15 protein-coding genes are annotated in these 21823 nt (G+C 33.2%); 8 read left to right on the top strand and 7 right to left on the bottom strand.

Translation table 11 applies throughout. The annotated features are described in order from the left end of the window. Positions 1-273 precede the first annotated feature (273 nt). From EMN46_RS14880 to EMN46_RS14890, 3 genes are read left to right on the top strand one after another with little or no spacing between them, the layout of a single operon-like run. The gene (locus EMN46_RS14880) at positions 274-1449 is read left to right on the top strand and encodes a DUF4105 domain-containing protein (RefSeq protein WP_154201612.1); all 1176 of its coding nucleotides are present in this window, start codon (positions 274-276) and stop codon (positions 1447-1449) included. Between the two features lie 17 nt (positions 1450-1466). Beyond that, complete coding sequence (locus EMN46_RS14885; protein ID WP_154201613.1) at positions 1467-2222, top strand: acyl-[acyl-carrier-protein] thioesterase; 756 nt, start codon at positions 1467-1469, stop codon at positions 2220-2222. Between the two features lie 30 nt (positions 2223-2252). Next, a complete protein-coding gene (locus EMN46_RS14890; protein ID WP_154201614.1) occupies positions 2253-2801 on the top strand; it encodes a HupE/UreJ family protein in 549 nt (182 codons plus the stop codon). Between the two features lie 191 nt (positions 2802-2992). Here EMN46_RS14890 and EMN46_RS14895 read toward each other — a convergent pair whose 3' ends face one another. The 4 genes from EMN46_RS14895 to EMN46_RS14910 all read right to left on the bottom strand — a co-directional run bounded on the left by EMN46_RS14895 (position 2993) and on the right by EMN46_RS14910 (position 8888). Next, on the bottom strand, positions 2993-4234 hold the full coding sequence (locus tag EMN46_RS14895; RefSeq protein ID WP_154201615.1) for a competence/damage-inducible protein A: 1242 nt from the start codon (positions 4232-4234) through the stop codon (positions 2993-2995). Between the two features lie 95 nt (positions 4235-4329). Then, the gene (locus EMN46_RS14900; RefSeq protein ID WP_154201616.1) at positions 4330-5565 is read right to left on the bottom strand and encodes a M48 family metallopeptidase; all 1236 of its coding nucleotides are present in this window, start codon (positions 5563-5565) and stop codon (positions 4330-4332) included. A 114-nt stretch (positions 5566-5679) separates the two neighbouring features. Then, positions 5680-6738, bottom strand: coding sequence for a DUF6340 family protein (locus tag EMN46_RS14905; RefSeq protein ID WP_154201617.1), 1059 nt, complete (start codon positions 6736-6738; stop codon positions 5680-5682). Positions 6739-6794: 56 nt separating this feature from the next. Beyond that, positions 6795-8888 (bottom strand): hypothetical protein, encoded by a 2094-nt coding sequence (locus EMN46_RS14910; RefSeq protein WP_154201618.1) that lies wholly within the window; start codon positions 8886-8888, stop codon positions 6795-6797. A 173-nt stretch (positions 8889-9061) separates the two neighbouring features. Between EMN46_RS14910 and EMN46_RS14915 the strand changes: the two genes are divergently transcribed. After that, positions 9062-10204 carry a DEAD/DEAH box helicase gene (locus tag EMN46_RS14915; protein WP_154201619.1) on the top strand — a complete coding sequence of 381 codons (1143 nt, stop codon included), beginning with the start codon at positions 9062-9064 and terminating at the stop codon, positions 10202-10204. 1257 nt (positions 10205-11461) lie between these two features. Here the strand turns inward: EMN46_RS14915 and EMN46_RS14920 are convergent. Then, on the bottom strand, positions 11462-11860 hold the full coding sequence (locus EMN46_RS14920) for an endonuclease domain-containing protein (protein ID WP_154201620.1): 399 nt from the start codon (positions 11858-11860) through the stop codon (positions 11462-11464). Between the two features lie 324 nt (positions 11861-12184). Beyond that, on the bottom strand, positions 12185-14203 hold the full coding sequence (gene ligA / locus EMN46_RS14925; RefSeq protein ID WP_229130387.1) for an NAD-dependent DNA ligase LigA: 2019 nt from the start codon (positions 14201-14203) through the stop codon (positions 12185-12187). A gap of 280 nt (positions 14204-14483) precedes the next feature. Between ligA and EMN46_RS14930 the strand changes: the two genes are divergently transcribed. Genes EMN46_RS14930 through EMN46_RS14945 form a run of 4 tightly spaced genes read left to right on the top strand, consistent with a single transcriptional unit; the run spans position 14484 to position 17498 of the window. After that, positions 14484-14846: a DUF5668 domain-containing protein gene (locus EMN46_RS14930; RefSeq protein ID WP_154201621.1), complete on the top strand. Its 363-nt coding sequence runs from the start codon at positions 14484-14486 to the stop codon at positions 14844-14846. A gap of 30 nt (positions 14847-14876) precedes the next feature. Further along, the gene (locus tag EMN46_RS14935; protein WP_154201622.1) at positions 14877-15617 is read left to right on the top strand and encodes a DUF5668 domain-containing protein; all 741 of its coding nucleotides are present in this window, start codon (positions 14877-14879) and stop codon (positions 15615-15617) included. 9 nt (positions 15618-15626) lie between these two features. Next, complete coding sequence (locus tag EMN46_RS14940; RefSeq protein WP_154201623.1) at positions 15627-16697, top strand: sensor histidine kinase; 1071 nt, start codon at positions 15627-15629, stop codon at positions 16695-16697. A 48-nt stretch (positions 16698-16745) separates the two neighbouring features. Continuing rightward, complete coding sequence (locus EMN46_RS14945; RefSeq protein WP_154201624.1) at positions 16746-17498, top strand: LytTR family DNA-binding domain-containing protein; 753 nt, start codon at positions 16746-16748, stop codon at positions 17496-17498. Between the two features lie 272 nt (positions 17499-17770). Here EMN46_RS14945 and EMN46_RS14950 read toward each other — a convergent pair whose 3' ends face one another. Continuing rightward, on the bottom strand, positions 17771-21781 hold the full coding sequence (locus tag EMN46_RS14950; RefSeq protein WP_154201625.1) for a DEAD/DEAH box helicase: 4011 nt from the start codon (positions 21779-21781) through the stop codon (positions 17771-17773). Positions 21782-21823: the final 42 nt, after the last annotated feature.

Raw genomic sequence — 21823 nt, forward strand, 5'->3', positions numbered from 1 at the left:
GTTCGTTAGAACGATGACTTTGCTGATGGCTTTCTTCAGATTTGCAGTCACCCACAACACCCTTGCCAATTGCTAGTTCTTCCTGTCAACTGGGTGAACTCAAGAACATTTCATCTTGATAGCACATTAACATACCCGACATACAAATTAACTGCCCTTTTCGAAAGAAATAGGGCAGTTTTTATTTTACGCTTATAAAGAAAAAATCTTCCTATTATTATTTAACATTCTAGATACAAAAATTATTATCTTCGGAGAGAAATAACACAAACTATGCGACACCTATTTATTCTTCTGTTTTTCAGTTTTATTCTTATCATTCCAATAAGTCAAGTGCAAGCTCAGCATGCTAAAGATGAAACTAAAATAAGTATTCTAACTTGTTCTCCAGGACTTGAGTTATATTCTCTTTTTGGACACTCGGCTATTCGAGTACAAGAACCATCAAAGAAATTAGATCTTGTTTTTAACTACGGCATCTTCAATTTTAACACACCCAACTTTTACCCCAAATTCGTTCGAGGAAAATTAAAATACAATCTCGGTATCAGTACCTATAAACGTTTTATAAGAAATTACCAATACAATGAACAATCAGTCGTTGAACAGGAACTAGATTTAAGTTTCGAGTCAAAACAAAAATTATTAAAAGCTCTTGAAAAAAACTATCGCCCAGAAAATCGCTACTATTACTATGATTTTATATTCAAAAACTGTTCAACTTTAATACGAGATATTCTTGAGAAAGATATAGTTACCCAAATTCAATATGAAAATGCTGACCTAACTAGCAATCTCAGTTTTAGAGATATGCTTAATATGTATATGAAAGAAACGCCCTGGATTTATACAGGAATTAATCTAGCTTTGGGACAACGTGTCGACAATAAAGCAACAAACTATCAAAAAATGTTTTTACCTGATTTTTTAAAATCAGGATTTGACAAAACGCTTGTAAACGAAAATGGGAAAACCCACAAACTCGTTAGTAAAGAAAATGTTATTCTAAGTAAAAAAGCTAAACAAAAACCAACAGCATGGTATTTACATCCTCTATTCATTTTTGGATTTATTGCTTTTATAGGTCTATTATTAACTCTTAGTTCTTTCAAAAATAAAAAACGATTCGTTTTATTGGATATACTTGTGTTTGGAAGCACATCGCTACTCGGTTTTGTTTTACTATTCCTTTGGTTTTTCACCGACCATTTGGCAATGAGACCGAACCTAAATATTCTTTGGGCTTTACCAATTCATTTACCATTAATACCAATCCTTTTTAGAAAAAACAGACCAACATGGGTCAAAAGCTATTTTAAATACCATTCTATTTTCATTCTATTAGTGTTAGCTGCTTGGCCAATTTTACCACAAAGCTTACCTTATACGCTTTTACCCTTTGTCGTCTTAATTTTTATTCGATCAGTGTTCAATGCAACTCGTTCTTAATATAAATTGAATTTATAATGACAGATTTAACTAAATACAGTCAAGAATTCACAATAGGTGCGTTTGATAGTAACTGGCATGGAAATGCTAAACTTACTAGTATATCTAATTACTTACAGGAAATATCAGCTAACCATATCGATGAGATTGGACAAGGCTTGTCTGATTTAAGCTTGAATCATTATGCTTGGGTTCTATCTCGCATGAGAATTAAAATTATACGCCCTGCAAAATGGAAAGAAACCATTCGAATAGAAACATTTCCTACTGGGATTAAAGGTCTTTTCGGTGCACGAGACTTTCGTATTTTCGATGCAAACGATCAAGTTATTGCTTTAGCAAGTTCTTATTGGTTAGTTGTCGATTTAGAAACTCATCGACCACTTCGACCTTATGTTGTGATAAATAATATGCCTATTGGTAATTATCCCGCAGTTTTCGAAGATGAGCTAGGGAAATTGGCTCCACTTACTAATGAAGCAAACTTAATTGAAGAAATTAAAATTCACTATAGTGATATTGACATCAATCGACATGTAAACAATGTGAAATATTTTAAATGGCTAATTGATGCATTTCCTCAAGAAACGTTGACAGAGCAATCCATTTCAGAAATTGAAATTAACTTTATTCACGAATTAAAACTTGGAGAGTCTATTCAAATATTTCAAGAGCTTGATGAAAATAAAAACATGAACTGCATGATAAAAAGTAGCACAACAGGTAAAGAAAATTGCCGTGCTCGAATCAGATTCAATCACACTAACGAATAAACCTTTACCTCATTATTACCAAATCAAAACATGGATAAATTATTTTACAGTTTCGAAATTGCTTTCAAACATTTATGTCAATTTTCAGCAATTCATCAGATTCTATTTCTTATTATTATTGGAGCTTTCTTTAGTTTTAAAGACTGGAAGACTTACCTGTTAATAGTTTTAGCTCTTTGTTCAGGTTCCATATTAGGTTTATCCTTAGCTATATTTAAAGCAGTAAGCCTTACGAAAGAAACAATTAACTTATTGGCTATTGTAAGTCTCATTATTGTATCGTTAAATGGAATTTTCAGTAACAGAATAACAACACTTCACTACAATATATTTGTTTTGATTGGAATTATGCAAGGCTTTGTTCTTAGTCTACATTATAAAGCAATACTTGGTTCAAGTTTTAAATTCACATCATATCTAGGATACAATCTAGGAAGTTTTTCATCTTTCCTCCTTATAAGTTTCTTGAGCCTACTTGTTTGCACACTTATAATAACTGTATTCAAAACTGATAAGCATAAAATATCATTAGTATTAGCAGGCTTAGGCCTAGGCGTTGCTTCAATGATGTATTTTTAGAAATCGAAATACATAGCTCATGGTTTAAAATAGATTAATCAGTTTCTATTATAAATTACAAACACATCTAAACTGCCTGTAAATTTCAAATCCACAAGATGTCAAGTCATTTGTGGACTAGACAATGATTATATAATAAAAAACCCTCACTGTAAAGTGAGGGTTAATAAAATCAAAATAGAAACTTAGGTTTAATGTTCTACCATTAACTTTCGAAGCATATTAAAACCGGCAAGCGAAGCCACTCTAATATTGCGACTACGCTCCTTTGAGAATGCAAATTTTTCAGACACAACGCCACCCTTAAAGGCAACAGCTATCCAAACGGTTCCAACAGGTTTTTCTTCTGTTCCACCATCGGGACCTGCTATACCTGATGTCGCAATAGAATAATCAGTACCAAGAACCTTACACGCCCCGGTCGCCATTTGTTCAACAACTTGCTGACTTACTGCGCCAAACTCTTCCAAACTCGCAGGATTAACGCCTAAAACATTTGCTTTTACTTCGTTTGAATAAGCAACAACCGATCCTTTAAAATAGGCTGAACTACCTGCCATTGAAGTAAATATATGTGCCATATTTCCTCCAGTACACGATTCTGCAGTTGACACAGTCATTTTTCTATCCAAAAGTAAATTAGCTATAACATGTTCGATCTTCTCATCGTCAAAAGCAAATATATGATCTCCTAATAGAGCTTTCAAACCCAAGAGTTGAGTTTCTACAATTGCTTTTAATTCGTTTTCATCGTCGCCAATTAAACTCAATCGCAAACGCACAACACCTGGCGATGGCAAATAAGCCAACTTAACGACAGATGGTAAATTAGCTTCCCAATCTTGTAACTTTACAGCTAGAACAGACTCTCCTATTCCTTGAACCATTACGGTTTGATGCAAAATATGAGGACAATTAAACTCAGCACTTATTTTTGGCAGAATTTGAAATTTCATAATATTCTTCATCTCAAAAGGAACACCTGGCATTGAAATAACGTGCTTGTTATTTTTTGTGAACCACATACAAGCTGCCGTTCCAAAATCGTTAGGTATAATTCTAGCTCCTCGAGGAACTAAAGCCTGATCGGCATTAAGCGTATTCATGCCTATTTTGTATCCCGACAAACGCTCTTCAATTTTTGCATAAAGCCCTTCGTCCTGAACCAATTCACATCCAAAATAGTCGCTCAATGTTTTCTTTGTAATATCATCATTGGTCGGACCAAGTCCACCTGTCATTAAAATAACATCAACACGTGACATCGCTTCTTCCATAGAGCTAATAATAGCATCCTTTGTATCAGATATACTCGTAATACGATTAACTGAAACACCAATTTTGTTCAACTCCGTAGCCATCCATGCTGAATTCGTATCAACAATTTGGCCAATCAATATTTCATCGCCAATGGTTATAATTTCTGCTTGCATGATTTATAAATAAATTTCCTATTATATTGTATGTTAACTATTATCAATAATATTTCAAGACTGTAAAAACAAACTGAACTAAATAAAACAAGTTTTTATTTGCCTTGCATTGCATTTATTCGCTGCAATAAAGTTGGGTGCGAATAATAAAAAAACACATATATTGGATGTGGCGTCAAATTACTTAATGAACTAACCGACAGTTTTTTCAAACCATCGATTAAAGACTTAGAATTATAATGCTCAGCTGCATATGCATCAGCTTCATATTCATTCTTTCGCGATAAAACATTCATTCCTAAACCAAGAAAAGTTGAAATTGGCGAATATAAAATACCAAAGGCTATTAAACCTAAATGGAAACTATGATTTGTTGTCCCCAAAGCCTCTGAAAGACTTATATTCCCAATCAATAAAGAGAAAATATAAAACATGATTCCGGTCTGCAAAAGACTTAAAACAATTGAGGTTAAAGTATGTTTCTTTTTATAGTGTCCAATTTCGTGAGCCAAAACAGCAACAATCTCCTCAGTAGATAATTCATCAATTAAAGTATCGAATAAAACAATTCGCTTACGAGAACCTAGTCCTGAGAAATAGGCATTCCCTTTTGATGAACGTTTAGAGCCATCCATTACATAAATATTGTCGAGTTTAAAACCAACTTTATCTGCAAAGGTACTTATTGCAGTATTTAACTCACCATCTTCCAAACGAGTTTGTTTGTTGAATAAAGGTACAATTAAAGAAGAATAGAACATACTCATAAATACCATAACAAAGGCTATAAGAGCCCAAGCCATCCACCAAAAATTAGTAGTTGTCATGGTATAAATCCAAATAATAAGAGACAAAAGACCACCACCTAGAATTGCCGAGATGGAAGCTCCTTTTAATTTATCTAGCAAAAAAGTTTTTAGAGTACTTCGGTTAAAACCATATTTTTCTTCGATAACAAAAGTCGAATAATATGAAAATGGAAAACTGATAAGGCTTGATCCCATCATAATAACAGCAAAGAAACCAAGTGCTAATGTTATAGGATTGGATAAATAAAGTCGAACTAAATCGTCGACCCAAGCAAAACCTCCAAGTACTATCATTAGGATGGTTGCAACAAAACTTAGAACAGATGATATGAAGCCTATGCGATGCTTATCTTTCTCGTAAGATTGAGACTTGGCATATTTTTCTTCATCATAAATTCCTTCTAGAGCTTTAGGTATTTTGGCAGTCCAATTTTTTCTATTTAAAATATCGAGAATACGCTCTAGAATAAAATCTAGGCTCAATATAACAAGTATTAGTATGAGAATAAGTTCAGTAGACATGGTAATAAGTAAGTAAATGAATAAATCTAGGATTAAATATCAAGTAACTTATTATCAGTTTGTTAATGTTTCAAAAACTGAGTTTCTAGAACAACTAGCGTCAATTAATTACCTCTACTCTTCTCCAAAGAATCGTTTTATTTTATTCCCATTAAGCCAACGGGAATTCAAAATTAATGCATAAGCTTCGATTTCTTTATATTCATTAGGCAATTTTTTCATTTTTTTATAAAAATACATGGCTTTACGTATCCATCCTTTCGCATTTTTCAAGTCACCTTTCATCTCATTCACAACAGCTAAATTATAGGCCGCACGACCAGCTAACTTCATATCCGTCTCTTTGGTCAAACTTATCCACATATTAATTGCAGTATCAAACTCATTTTTGTCCATAAAATAAAGAGCTGTAGTCAAACGCTTATCTCCTGAAACAAAGTAATTACGACTAACATCCTTCCAATAAGGAGAAATTAAATCAACATACGATTTTCCTAATTCATAAGCAGCTTCGTTCATCATTTCTTCTCTGCTTGGTATTTTTTCGTTTACCAAGCGTTGAAGATTCTCATCAGAAACTTCCATAAATAAACTATCTACCACAACTCTCTCGTCATAAATTTTCTCATATAATGGATCGTATATTCGCCATACACCCTGATACTGGATTTCATTCACTGCCCAATATAACTCGCCCTCAACAATATCATGTGTCGTAAAAGCTAGAATATTCTCCAAAACAACCAATACATCAACTTGGTTTGATTTGCAAATACTAGTAACCTTCGCCCAACTTAAAGGCTCGAAAGATCTAATTGTATCTGGCATTATTTTTTTAGGAAGGCGTACAAAAGGAATAGAATCTTGATTCCAGAATTCAGACATGTTTTCCACAAATCCTTGGTACGAATTAAAAGACATGTTTCTGGTCTGATCGATTGAATCTTTTATAACTACCCTATTAATTGAATAATATTGCGCCACAGAATCGGAAGGAAAACACTGATCTCTAGCTACAAAAGCAATGCGGTTAACATCCGCAGGAAGAATTATTTGAGGCGCTTCGAGCGACTGAAATTGAACCGAAGAAATTGTTTTACACGATGGCAAAACGACAACCAACAATAGAACAACAAGACTAATTAACTTAACTGAGGATTTAATCAATTTCATAAACTAATAATTTAGGTCGGTAGGATTTTAAAATACAGTTCGAATCTAGTAAAAGATTAGATTCCTAGCCAATACTTTCTCAAAAACCATTCCAAGAAAAGCAAAACTACAACAAAACATAAAATAAATATAAAATTCAGTGCAAAACTAAAATTATTCTCCACAAAAATTCGTGATTTTAAAGAATTATCATTCAATAACGATTCAGTCAATGTTGCAATTTGCGATAAGGGTTGGTGAATTCCACCACTTAATTCAGACAAATCCTTTAACAGTTTTGAATTTGCTTTCAAATACTTTGCTTCTAAATTTTCTGAAGTGACAACAAAACTCCCTTTCTCAACAAACTCTTGATCAAAAGCTTTCACTTTTGCTTCAAACTGATAATCACCTGCAGATAAACCACTCATTTCTAACTGGTAAACATCAGTATTTGGCTCGAACTGATAATTATATTCGTCTCCATTTTCATTCTTCAATAAAAACTTAAGATCTGCATTATTTGTAAGCTGATAACTCTTATTATAAAGCTGTGCTTCAATTAGAACACGATCCGTTTCCTTATATACTTTATCGTATTGAAGGCTTAACTGATTCTTTTTAACCTTAAGAGCAAGATACTGTACCATTTGATTAATAAAGGCATTAAAACTATCGTGAGAATTATTCAATTTATAATCCTGCAATTTCCAACGCCAAATTCCTTCTCCTAAAATGTAACATTGCTTTTGTTCATTAACTTGAGAAAATACAATTAAAGGTATTTCTGTTGAAATTCCCTTTATGACCTGAGTTCCTAAGGTATTATTTTCATAACTAAAATGAAATTTTGCCATTGGAGATAATAAGGGAGGAAAACCTTCAATTATCTTCTGATTCTCTTTACTTATTTCGAACAATGAGAAATTTGGATCAAATTTAATTCTAGCATTTTGGTACAGATTTTTATCTTGTGCAAGATTTAAACCCAGCCCCAAACGATTAAAACTATCAATCTTGGTTCCACCACCTATAAGCATCATAAAAGGTAGGCTAGAACGCTTTAATTGGCTAAAAAATTGCTCATCTTCCGACTTAAATGATGGCAACTGATAAAGAATCATGAGATTAAAATCAGAGAAATCAACTTGCTGTTTCGAAATATCGATTAAACTAATCAAGAAATTAGATCTTTCTTGCAAAGCAGATTGTAATGCAGCTATATCAGGATGATACGAATCGTAACAAATAGCAATTTTCCTTTTACTATCCAATACATCAACGATCAACTGACTCGAATTATTCTTTAGATTCACCTCTCCTTTTAGCGGCTGAATTTGCACTTGATATTTTTGCAAACCTACTTTACTTGGTGAAATAAGGAAATCCTTTTCAATAAAATAATCATCTGTACCAACTCTTAAAGTATCACGATATAGAATATTTGAACCTGACTTAACTTGAAATTTCAGCAGTTCTCCTTTACAAAAATCAGCTTTTAAAGTAAGTCTAACAGGTATATTGGATTTAAGGAAAGCCAATTTATTACTTCTTAAAGAAACGATAGAGACATCTTTTCTGTTTGCCTCATCGCCTAAAGCAAGCGTATTAACTGGACATTTTATTTCTTGAACTGAGAATCTCGGATCATTTCCCATATTATATAAGCCATCACCGGCCAAAACAATTTGAGTTTGATCTCCCCTCTGAATATTATCCTTAAGGTAGGCGAACAAAGAAGAATAATCACTTAATTGATCAGTAAAATCAAATTTTTCATCAGTTTTTACATCCTGTCCAAAGCTTAATTTTTGAATCTGATATTTACTTTCGAGTTTCTCTAGTACAACATCTACCTCTTGGGAGTACTTATTTTTATAATAACTTGAATCTTGACCTAAGATCAAGGATTGAGAATTATCTTGAGCCCATATTAATAAAGGTTTCTCAATTCGTTCTTGACTATATTTAATACTCGGATTTAATAAGAGAAATAACAGACATATATACACTAAAGCACGTAAACTTGCTAAAGCTAATGTTCTAGCTGGTGATAAATCGTTCTTTAAAACGTTTTTATAATAATACTGGCCATATACCAAAGCAACCGACAGCAGGATGATAGGTAATAACCACCAAAAAGAATGCTCTGTGATAATAGAAATGTTCAAAAGAATATTTTTAAAGTTTCAACAAATTTAATAAACTCTGCGAGCTATTGATTCAATATTCAGGCTAAAATCAACATTTTCCAAATACAAAGTTTAAGTCTCCATTTCCTCATATAATTTATCTTACCTTTGAACCCTTAAATTGATATCAACTATAAATTAAAATCAAAATAATGTCTTTCACGTCTTTAGGTTTATCTCCTTTTATATTAAAAGCTCTGGCTCTTGAGAATTACTCACAGCCCTACCCTATTCAAAAGGAGGCTATTCCTGTTATTCTAAAGAATAAAGATGTTTTAGGTATTGCCAAAACAGGATCAGGTAAAACAGCAAGTTACGTCCTACCAATTTTAAACAATCTAAAAAGCACTAAAACGCTTAAAAATAGACATGTTAAGGTTCTCGTTTTAGTTCCTACACGTGAACTTGCTATGCAAGTTGAAGACGTATTTAACACCTTTGCCTTAGCTTTACCCGAAAGAGTAAAAACAATGGCTATTTTCGGTGGGGTTTCTATTAATCCTCAAATGATGGGAATGAATGGTGTGAGTATTTTAATTGCTACACCTGGTCGATTGATAGAATTGGAAGAATCGAATGCTGTAAGTATTTCTGAAATAGACACTCTAGTTCTTGATGAAGCTGATAAAATGCTTAATCTTGGCTTTAAGGAAGAAATGGATCGCATATTTGCTCTTCTTCCTAAAAAACGTCAAAATCTTTTATTCTCAGCAACTCTAAGTAAAGAAGTAGAAAACATAAAGGAGCTTCTTTTAAATAATCCTGAGGTTATTAAAATAGAAGAAAGAGAAGATGATATAGAACTTATTGACCAAATAGCTTATACTGTTGAAGAAAGTAGAAAAGGACCGCTACTTCGCTATTTGATTAAAAAAGATAACCTGAAACAAGTATTGGTTTTTGTATCCTCAGCTTTTAAAGCAGATAGTGTTGCTAATAAACTTTGCCGCAATGGTATACACGCTGTTTCTACTCACGGAAAAAAGAGCATGAATTCACGTAGCGAGAGTTTAAGACGATTCAAAACCGGTAAGATTAGAGTCCTTGTTACCACCGATCTTTTGGCTCGTGGTATTGATATCGAATTTTTGCCTTATGTGATTAACTACGAACTACCTCGATCTCCTAAAGATTATGTACATCGTATTGGTAGAACCGGACGAGCAGAATCACCAGGAGAAGCCATTTCTTTTATTACGCCAGAAGATGAGCATCACTTTAAGATAATTCAAAAGAAAATGAAAAAAGAAGTCAGAGTGGTAGACAGTGCAGATTTTGATATGCAAGGCTGTTAGTACCTGAAAAAATATATAGAAAATCCCCAATTCAGTTATATGAATTGGGGATTTTTACGTTTTTTACAATATTATTTCATTAATGGCTGGTTGATATATAAGGTTAATCCACCTTTGTTGTTGTTGTGTTGACGATAGAGAAAATTCATGAATTTTCTGTACTGGATATCGTTATCAATCACCAATATCCCATTATCTAAACCATATTCACCCAACGAAAAAAAAAGCGTTAATTGATTGTAATACCTTACCATGCATGAAAACATCTAATAAAAATCATCTTTTTTAACACAAAAACAGACTATCTACTGAACAACGAGACGAAAAGTTTTGTAATTTTAAGTATTCAAACAATAACTCATTAGAATAATCATTCATTATGATTCTCCTGATTTATAATGAATATGTTGCAAAATGAGTTTCGTAAATTTTATTAATATGTATTTTAATTTAGTTAAACTCAAGATAATCTTTCTGAATTAACAGCACCCGCGAGTGTGCTTATTAATCCTAGAATCTTTATAAATTAACAAATTACAACGCATCGATAATTTCTGGATGCAAACTCGCTATATAAAGTTTCATGACTCGATAGGATTACAGATGTTAAGTAGATTATTTATGTAATTAATTACCAAAAACATTAAAATCATGTCAAGAGACAAAAATTTAAAAACTGCAAAAGTAGATGCAAAAGAGAAGAAGCATGAAAAAGCTTTAAGAAAAATGGAAGAAAAACAAGCTAAGAAACGTAAATCATAAACGTTAAATTTAGCATTATTCTATGACAAAGGGTCTATGAAGTTAGCTTCATAAACCCCTTGTTATTTTTAGACTATATCTCCTTAATTTAATCACCACATATTTCTCTTTCCAAAATATTCCATATAATTAGACGCTGATCAAAGGTGAGTCCCTTATGATTAAAATAAAAAATAATTTCTGATCTACATTAAAAATTAATTTACCGCCTTGCAACATTATACTACCTCCATATTAACTACACCTATATGGGCTTCGCCGAGTTCCTCTTCGTAACAATTCACTGAATCTTAAAAGCAGCCACCCCTATATCCCCTAAAGGGGACTTCAAAAAAAACTATCTATTAATGAACTCTGTCGAATTTCGTTAATCTAACAAGCACCACCCCGCATAACTACCACTATATCATAAGATTCCTGCCTCTCAAAGCTAAAAAACTGCAAATCAAAAGCCACTTTTAAAGGTTGGGTAATTTCGAAATGAGTTACATAAAACTATTTCAAATCGGATTTAAGTTTATTACAAACCTCATTTATATGAAGCAAAACCTGATCTATATCTTTTTCAACCTCAGCATTAGTAAAACGGATAATTTTTATTCCCCAGTGATTTATTTCCGCTTCTCGTCCAATATCATATTCTTTTTGTTCTGCATTCAAATGTATACCTCCATCAATTTCAATCACCAATTTTAATGAATGACAATAAAAATCAGCTATGAAAATATCAATTGGATGCTGAGCTCTAAAACGTAAACCTTGCACCTGTTTGTTTCTTAAAACTTCCCATAGCTTTAATTCTGCCATTGTCATATTTTCTCTCAGGTACTTTGCCTTTTCAAAAATATGGGGTTTCGCATTATAAAACATCGATACTTGATCACTCAGACTCATATCATAATTTTTAAATTATATGCTTTCTCACACCCCTTATAGACTTCTTCGAGCTCTACTTATATTTAGTTTTTCACCCCTAAATCCCCTAAAAGGGACTTCAAAAAACTGTCTATAAATGAACCCTATCGAATTTCACTAATGTTCAGAGCACCGTTTCTACCTCAACAACCACTATATCAACACACACCTACCTTTTAAAACTCAAAGAACTGCAAATCAAAAGCCCCTTTAGGGGTTGGGGTAATTTTAGAATGGAAAAATTCAATTAAAAATAAACCTGAATTCAAATTGTAAATGCAACTTTTTGATTTGCATTAGAAATTAATTTGCAGCCTGAATCATCTCAACAAATTCTTCTTCGGATATTGTCTTAATTCCAAACTTCTCAACTTTTTCAAGTTTACTAGGTCCAACCTTTTCTCCAGCTAAAAACAAATCTGTTTTCTTTGAAATTGAGCTTGTATTCTTTCCTCCATTTTGTTCTATCAAAGCCTTTAGCTCATCTCTAGAGTGCAAACTAAAACTTCCTGAAATAACAATAGACAACCCCTCAAGCTTATTTGTTTGATTCGCCAGTTCTTCTCTATTTAGTTCAAATTGTAAGCCAAATTCAATAAGGTCATTTACAATCTGATTTTGAGCCTCATCTTCAAAAAAGAGAATAATACTCTTTGCTATTTTGTCACCAATTTCATCAATATTCACAAGTTCTTCGAAACTTGCTGCTTTAATAGCTTGAATAGAACCTAGGGTCTTAGCAAGTTTTTTAGCAACTGTCTGACCAACGTGACGAATTCCCAATGCGAATAGCACTTTCTCAAAAGGGACATTTAAAGATTCTTTGATGCTACCAAGAATACGATCGGCAGATTTATCTCCCATTCGATCAAGCGGCATTAAATCTTCTTTTTTTAATCGATACAAATCGGATATATTATTAACCAAATTCTGCTTATAAAGAAGATCTATAGTTTCCTCACCCAAACCATCAATATTCATTGCCTTACGAGCAATAAAATGCTCAATTCGACCCGTAATTTGTGGCGGACAAAGTAGACTATTGGGACAATAATGATTGGCTTCGCCTTCGAGTCGAACCAATTTGGTTCCACATTCTGGACAATTTTCGATAAATTCAATTTTTTCAGCATTAACATCTCTTTGATCAATATCAACACCAACAATTTTAGGAATAATCTCGCCTCCTTTTTCTACAAATACACTATCATTTAAATGTAAATCCAAATTCGCAATAATATCTGCATTATGAAGACTAGCTCTTTTAACAACCGTCCCCGCCAACTGCACAGCATCTAAGTTTGCAACTGGCGTAATCGATCCTGTTCGTCCAACTTGGTAAGCCACACTATTTAATCGAGTGGCTACTCGCTCAGCTTTAAACTTATATGATATGGCCCAACGAGGAGATTTTGCTGTATAACCTAACTCTTCTTGTTGATCAATAGAATTTACCTTAATCACAATACCATCGATAGGTACAGGTAATTCATCACGCTGTTTATCCCAATACTTAATAAAATCAAGTACCTCATCAATGGAATTACAAATTTTACTATCATCCGAGATATTAAAACCCCAAGATTTAGCGACCTCCAAATTCTGCAAATGCTGACGCGTAGGTAACTCTTTTCCCAATAAATAATAGAGATAACAAACTAACTTACGTCTTCTAACTACCGATGAATTTTGCATTTTAAGACTTCCAGATGCTGCATTTCTTGGATTAGCAAAGGGACTATCGCCATCCTCTTCTCGTTCCATATTCAACTGCTGAAAAACTTGAAAAGGCATCATAATTTCACCTCGAATCTCAAATTCATCGGGATAGTCATCTCCTTGTAAACTTAAAGGAACCGTCTCTATTGTTCTTACATTTGTTGTCACATCATCGCCCTGCACACCATCACCACGAGTTAGAGCTTGTACCAATTTTCCATTCTTATATCTAAGACTAATCGATGTGCCATCGTATTTTAACTCACATACGTATTGTATTTTTTCCTCTGTCAGTTTTAGAATTCGAGTTTCAAAGTCGCGAACATCTTCTTCTGAATAGGTATTTCCTAAAGAAAGCATTGGATACTGATGAGCAACCTGTTTAAATTCGAGATTAATATCACTTCCTACTCGTTGACTTGGTGAATTATCATCGGCATACTCTGGAAACTTATTTTCCAAAGCAATTAGATCCTTCATCAGCATATCAAACTCAAAATCGTCGATAGTTGGCTGTGAAAGAATATAGTAATCGTGGTTATATTTATGGAGTTGCTCGCGTAATTCCGAAATACGTTGCAAAGCGTCTGTCTTATTCATCATTCAGTTGATATTTATAATCTACAGCATAAAAATAGTAATTAGATCTAATAAGATGATGAATATCTACCTCCAAATTTCATTAATTTACTAAATAGACTTTGACCTTTAAAACTTGTCTGTAAATAATAGAATGTAAATCAAAATAGTATCTTTCAATAGTTTTAGATTTTAATTTTTGCCGATATATTTTACCGATAATATCAAACATCTAACCGATTTAGCATCGTGAAAAAGCTGCTCTTAGAGTAAATTTGTAGTAAAGAAACTAAAATCACCTATTATGACTAAAGATAAAAGACCCTTTATTATTGGATTTGCACTAATTATAGTTGGTATCATCATATTACTGAGTAATGTTGATCTCATACCAAGAAACATTCACCAATACATTTTTCGCTGGGAAAGCTTTCTTATTCTTATCGGTTTATTAATGATTATAATTAGAGGAAAAATCTTTAGCGGCATGTCTATTCTTGCTGTTGGTGCCTATTTCTTAGCCGATGACCTTTTCGTACTTTCCGATGAATGGCAAATTTGGTTTTGGCCTGGAGTTTTAATTCTAATGGGAATAAGTTATATTCTAAAACCCGATGAATGTAGTTCTTTTTGCAATGATAAAAAGAAAGATAAGAATCAATATTAATCTAACAGTTACAATTCAAAATATATCGTTATGAATAAATATTCACAAGATACTTCTGATCGAAACAACCCAAAGGGAAAAAACAATTCTATTTTTGGAATATTACTCATCTTATTTGGAGGCGCATTAGTCCTCAATAATCTTGATTTAATTCCCTATGGTCTTCATCATATTATTTTCTCGTGGCCAATGCTGCTGATCACATTAGGTTGCTTACTTGCCTTTGCTAAAAACGACAAAACAACAGGTTTTACTCTAATTCTAATTGGTGGTCTTTTTATTCTTCCTAGATTATTTGGTTTGCAACACAGCTTACACCAGTTCTTTTGGCCTGTAATACTAATCGCACTTGGAATTATCGTTATAAGAAAGCAAAACTTCGGCTCTTCCAATTCATCGAATAACGCAGAAGAATCTACAGATTATATCAACCAATTAAATATTTTTGGAGGTGGAGAACGCATCGTAAACTCAAATAATTTTAAAGGAGGAAGTATAACTTGTATATTTGGTGGCGGCGAAATTGATCTAAGTTATGCAAGCTTGGCTGAAGGCACAAATACAATTGACTTTTTCGCCATGTTTGGTGGCTCTGTTATTATCGTTCCTCCAGATTGGGATGTAAAAGTTAATGTATCGGCAGTGTTGGGCGGCGTATCAGATAAACGTATACCAACACCAAACTACATAATAGAACCTAAAAAAGAACTTATAATTAAAGGTTTTGTTGCCCTTGGTGGTTGTGAAATTAGAACAAAAAAATATAACTAGCTTACAAACATGGATCACCCTATCCTTTCACATCGTTATGGCATATTCGTTTACCTAGGATTTTGGCTAGCATTTATGTGTTCCCTACTTGCTATTGATTGGTATTTTCAAGGAGAAGACTTTACCAATGCCCTCATTTCATCACTAAGCATATCGCTACCTCTATTGATTATTGCACCTTCAATTTGGTTCATAGTTAAACACATTGATATTGACAAAATTGGACGTTTAACTATGGTATTAAACCATACAGCAGCAGCAATAATTACTGTTGCCATTTGGGTATCACTAACGTATTTTATTCATTCGTCTTTACACGAAGACTATACCAACAGTAGTTACCCTGATATAATAATGCCATATTATGGACTAGCCTTTTTGTCTTTCGCTTTGTATGGTTACATGGTTATGGTTTATTATGTATTCATTTATTATCAAAATTTCAAATCGAAAATTGAAAATGAATCAAATTTAAAAGATCTTATTAAAGAGGCTGAAATAAACGCTTTAAAATCTCAGATAAACCCTCATTTCTTATTCAATAGCTTAAATTCTGTTAGTTCATTAACGCTAGTACAACCAGAAAAATCTCGAGAAATGCTAGTTAAGCTATCAAGCTTCTTAAGGTATTCCCTCGATCAAGATTTGAAGGAATTAAACACCCTTTCAAACGAAATGAAAAATTCTCGCTTATATCTTGAAATAGAAAAAGTTAGATTTGGAGATAGGTTAGCTCTAGAATTTAATATTGATGTACCTTGTCAGGATATGAAGATTCCAAATTTGATTCTTCAGCCCATATATGAAAATGCCATAAAACACGGTGTTCACGAAAGTTTGGAACCTGTTATAATTACAACAAAGGCTGAATTCAAAAATGATAAGCTATGCATTCAAATCTCCAATAATTTTGATAAGGATACTATTACACCTAAAGGACAAGGCATAGGATTAAAAAACATTACAGAAAGACTAAATCTCATTTACGGTAGAACAGATTTATTAACTATTGCTAAAACGGAATCGAACTTTAATGTGAAGCTCTATTTCCCTCAAAAAACACATCTTAAATCTGTTTAAATTAAAATTTAACACTTAATTTGAGAATAAAACTCAATCAATCGACCTATGGAAAAGATCAGAACGATTATTATAGACGACGAATCATTGGCAAGAGATCTAGTTAAATCCTATTTATCAGAAATGGATCAGGTTGAAATTCTTGGTGAGTATTCTGATGGTTTTCAAGGCTTAAAAGCTATAAATGACTTACAACCCGATCTCATATTTCTTGATGTACAAATGCCTAAACTAAATGGCTTTGAACTTTTAGAATTATTAGATAAACCCTGCAATATTATTTTCACAACAGCTTATAACGAATATGCAATTAAGGCTTTTGAACACAACGCTGTTGATTACCTTCTAAAACCTTTTTCTCAAGAACGCTTCGCAGATTCTATAGCAAAAGCTATTTTCAGATTAAAAAATCAAACTGAAGATTCAAACGTAATTGAAAATTTAAAAGAATACGAAGACAAAAATGTAGAAGATCTAAATCGAATTGTCGTAAAATCGAGAAATAAGATTGATATAATTCCTGTTAATAATATTCGCTACTTTGAGGCTCAAGATGATTACGTAATGATCTATACGCATGATGGACATCACCTTAAGCAAAAAACAATGAAGTATTTTGAGACGCATCTAAACCCAAAAGAATTTTGTCGAATTCATCGCTCCTATTTAATTCGAATAGAAGAAATTTCGAAACTAGAACCCTATGAAAAAGACGGTTGGATATTGGTACTTAAAACTGGCGAAAAACTAAAAGTCAGCAAAAATGGGTACAAGTTATTGAAACAACAGTTGGGTTTCTAAAAAACACAAATAAGGTCGAAAGGTTACTTACATAGAGTAAATTCATACTCTTTCATTAATAACAACTCTTTGGGCAAAACCCTGCGGGTCGGGCTATCCGAACTCGCTCTTTGTCAAAAAAAAAGACAAAGGAGCTCAAACAAACGCTACTATCCCTTTTGCAAAAAAAACACTCCTATATCAGATGATAGATATAAAAAAAAGGAGATGTGAGAAACTCAAAACTCCTAATTCACAACTTATAATTACTACCGATATTAGCAATAAATCAACTAGCCTTCCATCAGTATTTTCAATAATTCGTCAGAGCTAAGCTTATTACCCTTATCTGTACCATCCAAAATATTATCGGCCAATTCTCTTTTGTTATGATGCAATTTCACCATTTTCTCTTCAATAGTCCCTTTGGTTATCAAACGGTAAATCGTAACAGGTCTTGTCTGTCCAATGCGATGTGCCCGATCTGAAGCCTGATCTTCAATGGCAGGATTCCACCAAGGATCCATATGAATTACATAATCTGCAGCAGTTAAATTTAAGCCTAAACCACCGGCCTTAAGACTAATCAGAAATACTTCACCCTCTCCCGATTGAAATGCTTTCACACTTTTATCTCTCTTTTTAAGGGGTGTTGAACCATCGAGATATTGATAAGCTATCTTTTTGTTTTTAAGAACATCTTCAGCCATTTTCAGATAAGAAGTAAACTGGCTAAAAACCAAAACACGGTGCTTATTTTTTCTCAAATCATCTATCGTTCGTTCAAAAACCTTAAGCTTAGAGCTACTCAAAGTCGATTGCTTCTGAGCCAATTTAGGATGACAGCAAGCTTGACGTAATTTCGTTATTCCCGCCAATATTTTTATGTGTTTACCAACCTTATCATCCTCATCAGGATTCTCAATATCATCGATAGCCTGTAATCTTAAAGCTTCATAAAAATCTCGTTCATCATCGCTAAAATCTACATTTAAGATAATTTCTGTTTTTTCAGGTAAATCATCGAGTACTTGCCTTTTGGTTCGGCGAAGTATAAAAGGTGTTATCAATTTTTTCAGATGATTCATTTTTTGTTGCTCATCCTCTACCGATGTGGCTACAATATATTTATCAGAAAAGTCTTTTAAAGAACCCAGAAAACCAGGGTTTATAAATTGAAAAAGACTCCACAACTCACCCAAATGATTTTGAATTGGCGTACCTGTCGCAATAATTTTAAAGCCAGCATTAAGACCAGTGACAGCTTTGTATCGCTTTGTCGTATTATTCTTTATGGCATGAGCTTCGTCGAGCACAAGTGTTTGCCATTTTTTAGCCTTTACCTCTTTCGATCTCGAAACCAGCAAACCATAACTAATAATCGGCACATCAAAAGGACCAAAATCAGCTAGATTAAAACCCTTATTCAAGTCATAAATCAAAACAGGATTCAGTGTAGGAGCAAACTTCTTAATTTCATTTCTCCAATTACCACAAACCGAAGCCGGCGCCACCACCAATGCCGCACCTTTAGTCGCTCGCTGTAATAAAACAGTAATAATTTGAATGGTTTTACCCAATCCCATATCATCAGCCAAGCAAGCTCCTACTCCCCAATGAGCCAATTTTGCCATCCACTGAAATCCCTCTTGCTGATAAGGACGTAATTCGGCATCCAAGGTTTCGGGAAGTTTAGGTGTAAACTTATGCATTTCTTGGATCTTGTTTCTCTGCTCTTCCCAATGACTATCGCCACTTAAGGTATGTGCTTGATTTTCGAAATCGGAAAGCGAGGACAAAGCCAACGGATGTACCAATAACTCATCGGAACCAGTAACCGAAAAAGCGTTTAGTTTTTGTAGATGCTTTTTAAACTCCTTCGTCATTTCAATAAAACGCCCATCATCGAGCTTTATAAAACGATTTTCGGAATTTTTATTTAGCTCTAATAACTTTTGAAGACTCAAACTTAAATCTGAATTAATGGCAACTTCACCTTCGTAACTAAACCAATTATTATTTTTTCTGATCTTTAAATTTAAACCCGCAAAACTAGCAGTTCCCTTCACTAATTTTAGTTTTATCCCCTCTGGCCATTCCACTTTAACATTTGCATTCCTTAATTCAGAAAGTAAATCCAAACAGTCGTGTGGTTCATCAAAATCTAGGCTTCCAAACCCTTCATTCCAAACAAATAAACTATCGCATGTATTAGCAATATTAAGGCTTAAGCTAATTTCATCGGCAAAATTCCTTCGGGTTTGATGCTTTTCACCTTCTATAAGTTCAATAAGATTCGTTCGTCCTTCGCCAGGAATAAAGCAGGTTGTATTTTTCCCCAAAGGTTTAACCAACAACTTAACCCTTAATCCTAATCCATTTGGCACCATCTGAACAAAAGGCTGAGAATCTGGTTCTACAAAAGGAATGTTATTCTGTATAAAATCAGAGTTAATAGTTATAACTGAACTGATCTTTTTAATGACTTCTTCCAATAAAGGTTTTGCTGTAATTGGAACCTTTAACTGCCGTCCGTTTAGTGTTTTTGCAATCCGTTTTTGATCAAAATTAGGAGCAAACACAGTATATTTGGTTAAGCTTTCTTCCTTTATTTCTATCTGATCATTAAATAGTGCTTCTGGTAAATTTAGAACGTAGTTGCCACCTTCTTTCGTAACTTGTAACTCCAGTTCCTCTTTCTTCAGTTCAACCGTATAGTTAGGTTGTCCTAATTTATAAATATAAGGATGCCCACACAGGTCAGAAAAAGCTTCTTCGGTATCAAAATAATACTCATACCCTCTATAGCCCATCCGTTTTGTGATATGCTCAATAATTTTTTCATCCTGTTTGGTACTAAAACTTAGAGCTGTTTCTTTTAATCGCTTAAACGATATGGGCTTTCCTTTCGACCAATTGCCTGTTTTACCCAAGCTTTGCTCCAGAGCTTTAATATCAAAGTAGTTAAAGTTTACCTCCCAAACCAAACGACGATTTATACTGGGTTTCTTCTTTTTATTTTCGAAAATATGATTTAGGGCAAGTAAGGATTTTTCCCAAGGCTCTTGTATTACAATTTCACTAATAATCGGGATTATCCATTTTTGTGACTTAACAGGATGCTTCTTGTCTATTTTCGACAAAATATAATCGAGTTCAGCAACAAACCAATGATACTTATTTCTTTGAGCTAGATCTCTCAATTCTAAAATCTCAGAATGGAAACTCTTGACTTTTTCGTTATCAGCAATATAGAGAGACAAAAAGGCAAAGAAACGAACTAGAGGCAGTGGATGATTACAGTATGCCGTAACATCGGTCAACCGACCTTTGCAATCAAGAATCTTCACTAAGCCTTGAATAGGCAAAGCGATCTCTGCCCAGATGCTCGATTTTTGAAGACTCACATAATTATTCACGAAAGGACGAAGGTTCCTTATATCTGGATTTGCTTGAGTTATTCTCGATAATATATAGAGTAAACCTTCTAATTTTGGACTAAACTTCTTTTTGCTTTTTGCTTCGACCTGATAAATTTCCATAAAATGAAGACTCTCAGCACAAATTTGATCCTTTTCTCCTGAGATCAATTTTTTAAAAGATAAGAAGGCAGGATACAAAGAAATAAATTCATCGCCCAAAGAATTAGCTTGAAACAAATTTATCAATACTAAAGCTTCACTCAATTCTTTACGAGAATTTTCATGAAAATCATCCAATTCAGGTATTGGAGATAAATTTCGCAAAATAAACGTCCCATACAATTGGGCAAACAATGGAATATAACTCTTAAAACAAGCTAAAGCTCCGGAAATTTTATCCTTAAGGATATAAATTAATAACTTCTCTGGAATAATATTTTTGATCTTCTCAAAATCTCTTTTTAGAAATTCGTCGAATTTTTTAAAATTGTGCGTGTAAACTAGATATCTAAAATGACGACAGATTACATCAACATCATCAATGAAAGAATAATAACGGCGCTGTGTAACAATGTCATTAAAAATATTGAAAAACATTCGATTATCTAAAACACTAGCTTCAATTAAAACATCATCAATTATATCTTTTTTTAAACTATAAAAAGAATTAGAAGATCGTTCAATAATTCCTAAATGAACTAAATCTTTTAAGACAGCTTTCTGTTTATATGCAGGAAGTTTAGATAATGCATTACAATATAAGAATGAATTACTCAGTTCATTAGCCATAGTTGGACAACCATAAATAGCTAAAATTAGAAGCATCTCTTGTTGCTCCTCGCTTAAATTCTGATAACTACCAATTAGTCCTACATTTGTCATACTTCATTCATATTACAAGCAAAATTACCACTCTAATTCAGT

The sequence above is a fragment of the Ancylomarina sp. 16SWW S1-10-2 genome (assembly GCF_009669305.1).
Taxonomy (GTDB): domain Bacteria; phylum Bacteroidota; class Bacteroidia; order Bacteroidales; family Marinifilaceae; genus Ancylomarina.

Coding starts and splice junctions, on each gene's coding strand:
- EMN46_RS14900 (WP_154201616.1), bottom strand. CDS start 5,565: ATGTCTACTGAACTTATTCTCATACTAATACTTGTTATATTGAGCCTA.
- EMN46_RS14950 (WP_154201625.1), bottom strand. CDS start 21,781: ATGACAAATGTAGGACTAATTGGTAGTTATCAGAATTTAAGCGAGGAG.
- EMN46_RS14920 (WP_154201620.1), bottom strand. CDS start 11,860: ATGAGTCTGAGTGATCAAGTATCGATGTTTTATAATGCGAAACCCCAT.
- EMN46_RS14885 (WP_154201613.1), top strand. CDS start 1,467: ATGACAGATTTAACTAAATACAGTCAAGAATTCACAATAGGTGCGTTT.
- EMN46_RS14890 (WP_154201614.1), top strand. CDS start 2,253: ATGGATAAATTATTTTACAGTTTCGAAATTGCTTTCAAACATTTATGT.
- EMN46_RS14935 (WP_154201622.1), top strand. CDS start 14,877: ATGAATAAATATTCACAAGATACTTCTGATCGAAACAACCCAAAGGGA.
- EMN46_RS14930 (WP_154201621.1), top strand. CDS start 14,484: ATGACTAAAGATAAAAGACCCTTTATTATTGGATTTGCACTAATTATA.
- EMN46_RS14895 (WP_154201615.1), bottom strand. CDS start 4,234: ATGCAAGCAGAAATTATAACCATTGGCGATGAAATATTGATTGGCCAA.
- EMN46_RS14940 (WP_154201623.1), top strand. CDS start 15,627: ATGGATCACCCTATCCTTTCACATCGTTATGGCATATTCGTTTACCTA.
- EMN46_RS14905 (WP_154201617.1), bottom strand. CDS start 6,738: ATGAAATTGATTAAATCCTCAGTTAAGTTAATTAGTCTTGTTGTTCTA.
- ligA (WP_229130387.1), bottom strand. CDS start 14,203: ATGATGAATAAGACAGACGCTTTGCAACGTATTTCGGAATTACGCGAG.
- EMN46_RS14880 (WP_154201612.1), top strand. CDS start 274: ATGCGACACCTATTTATTCTTCTGTTTTTCAGTTTTATTCTTATCATT.
- EMN46_RS14915 (WP_154201619.1), top strand. CDS start 9,062: ATGTCTTTCACGTCTTTAGGTTTATCTCCTTTTATATTAAAAGCTCTG.
- EMN46_RS14945 (WP_154201624.1), top strand. CDS start 16,746: ATGGAAAAGATCAGAACGATTATTATAGACGACGAATCATTGGCAAGA.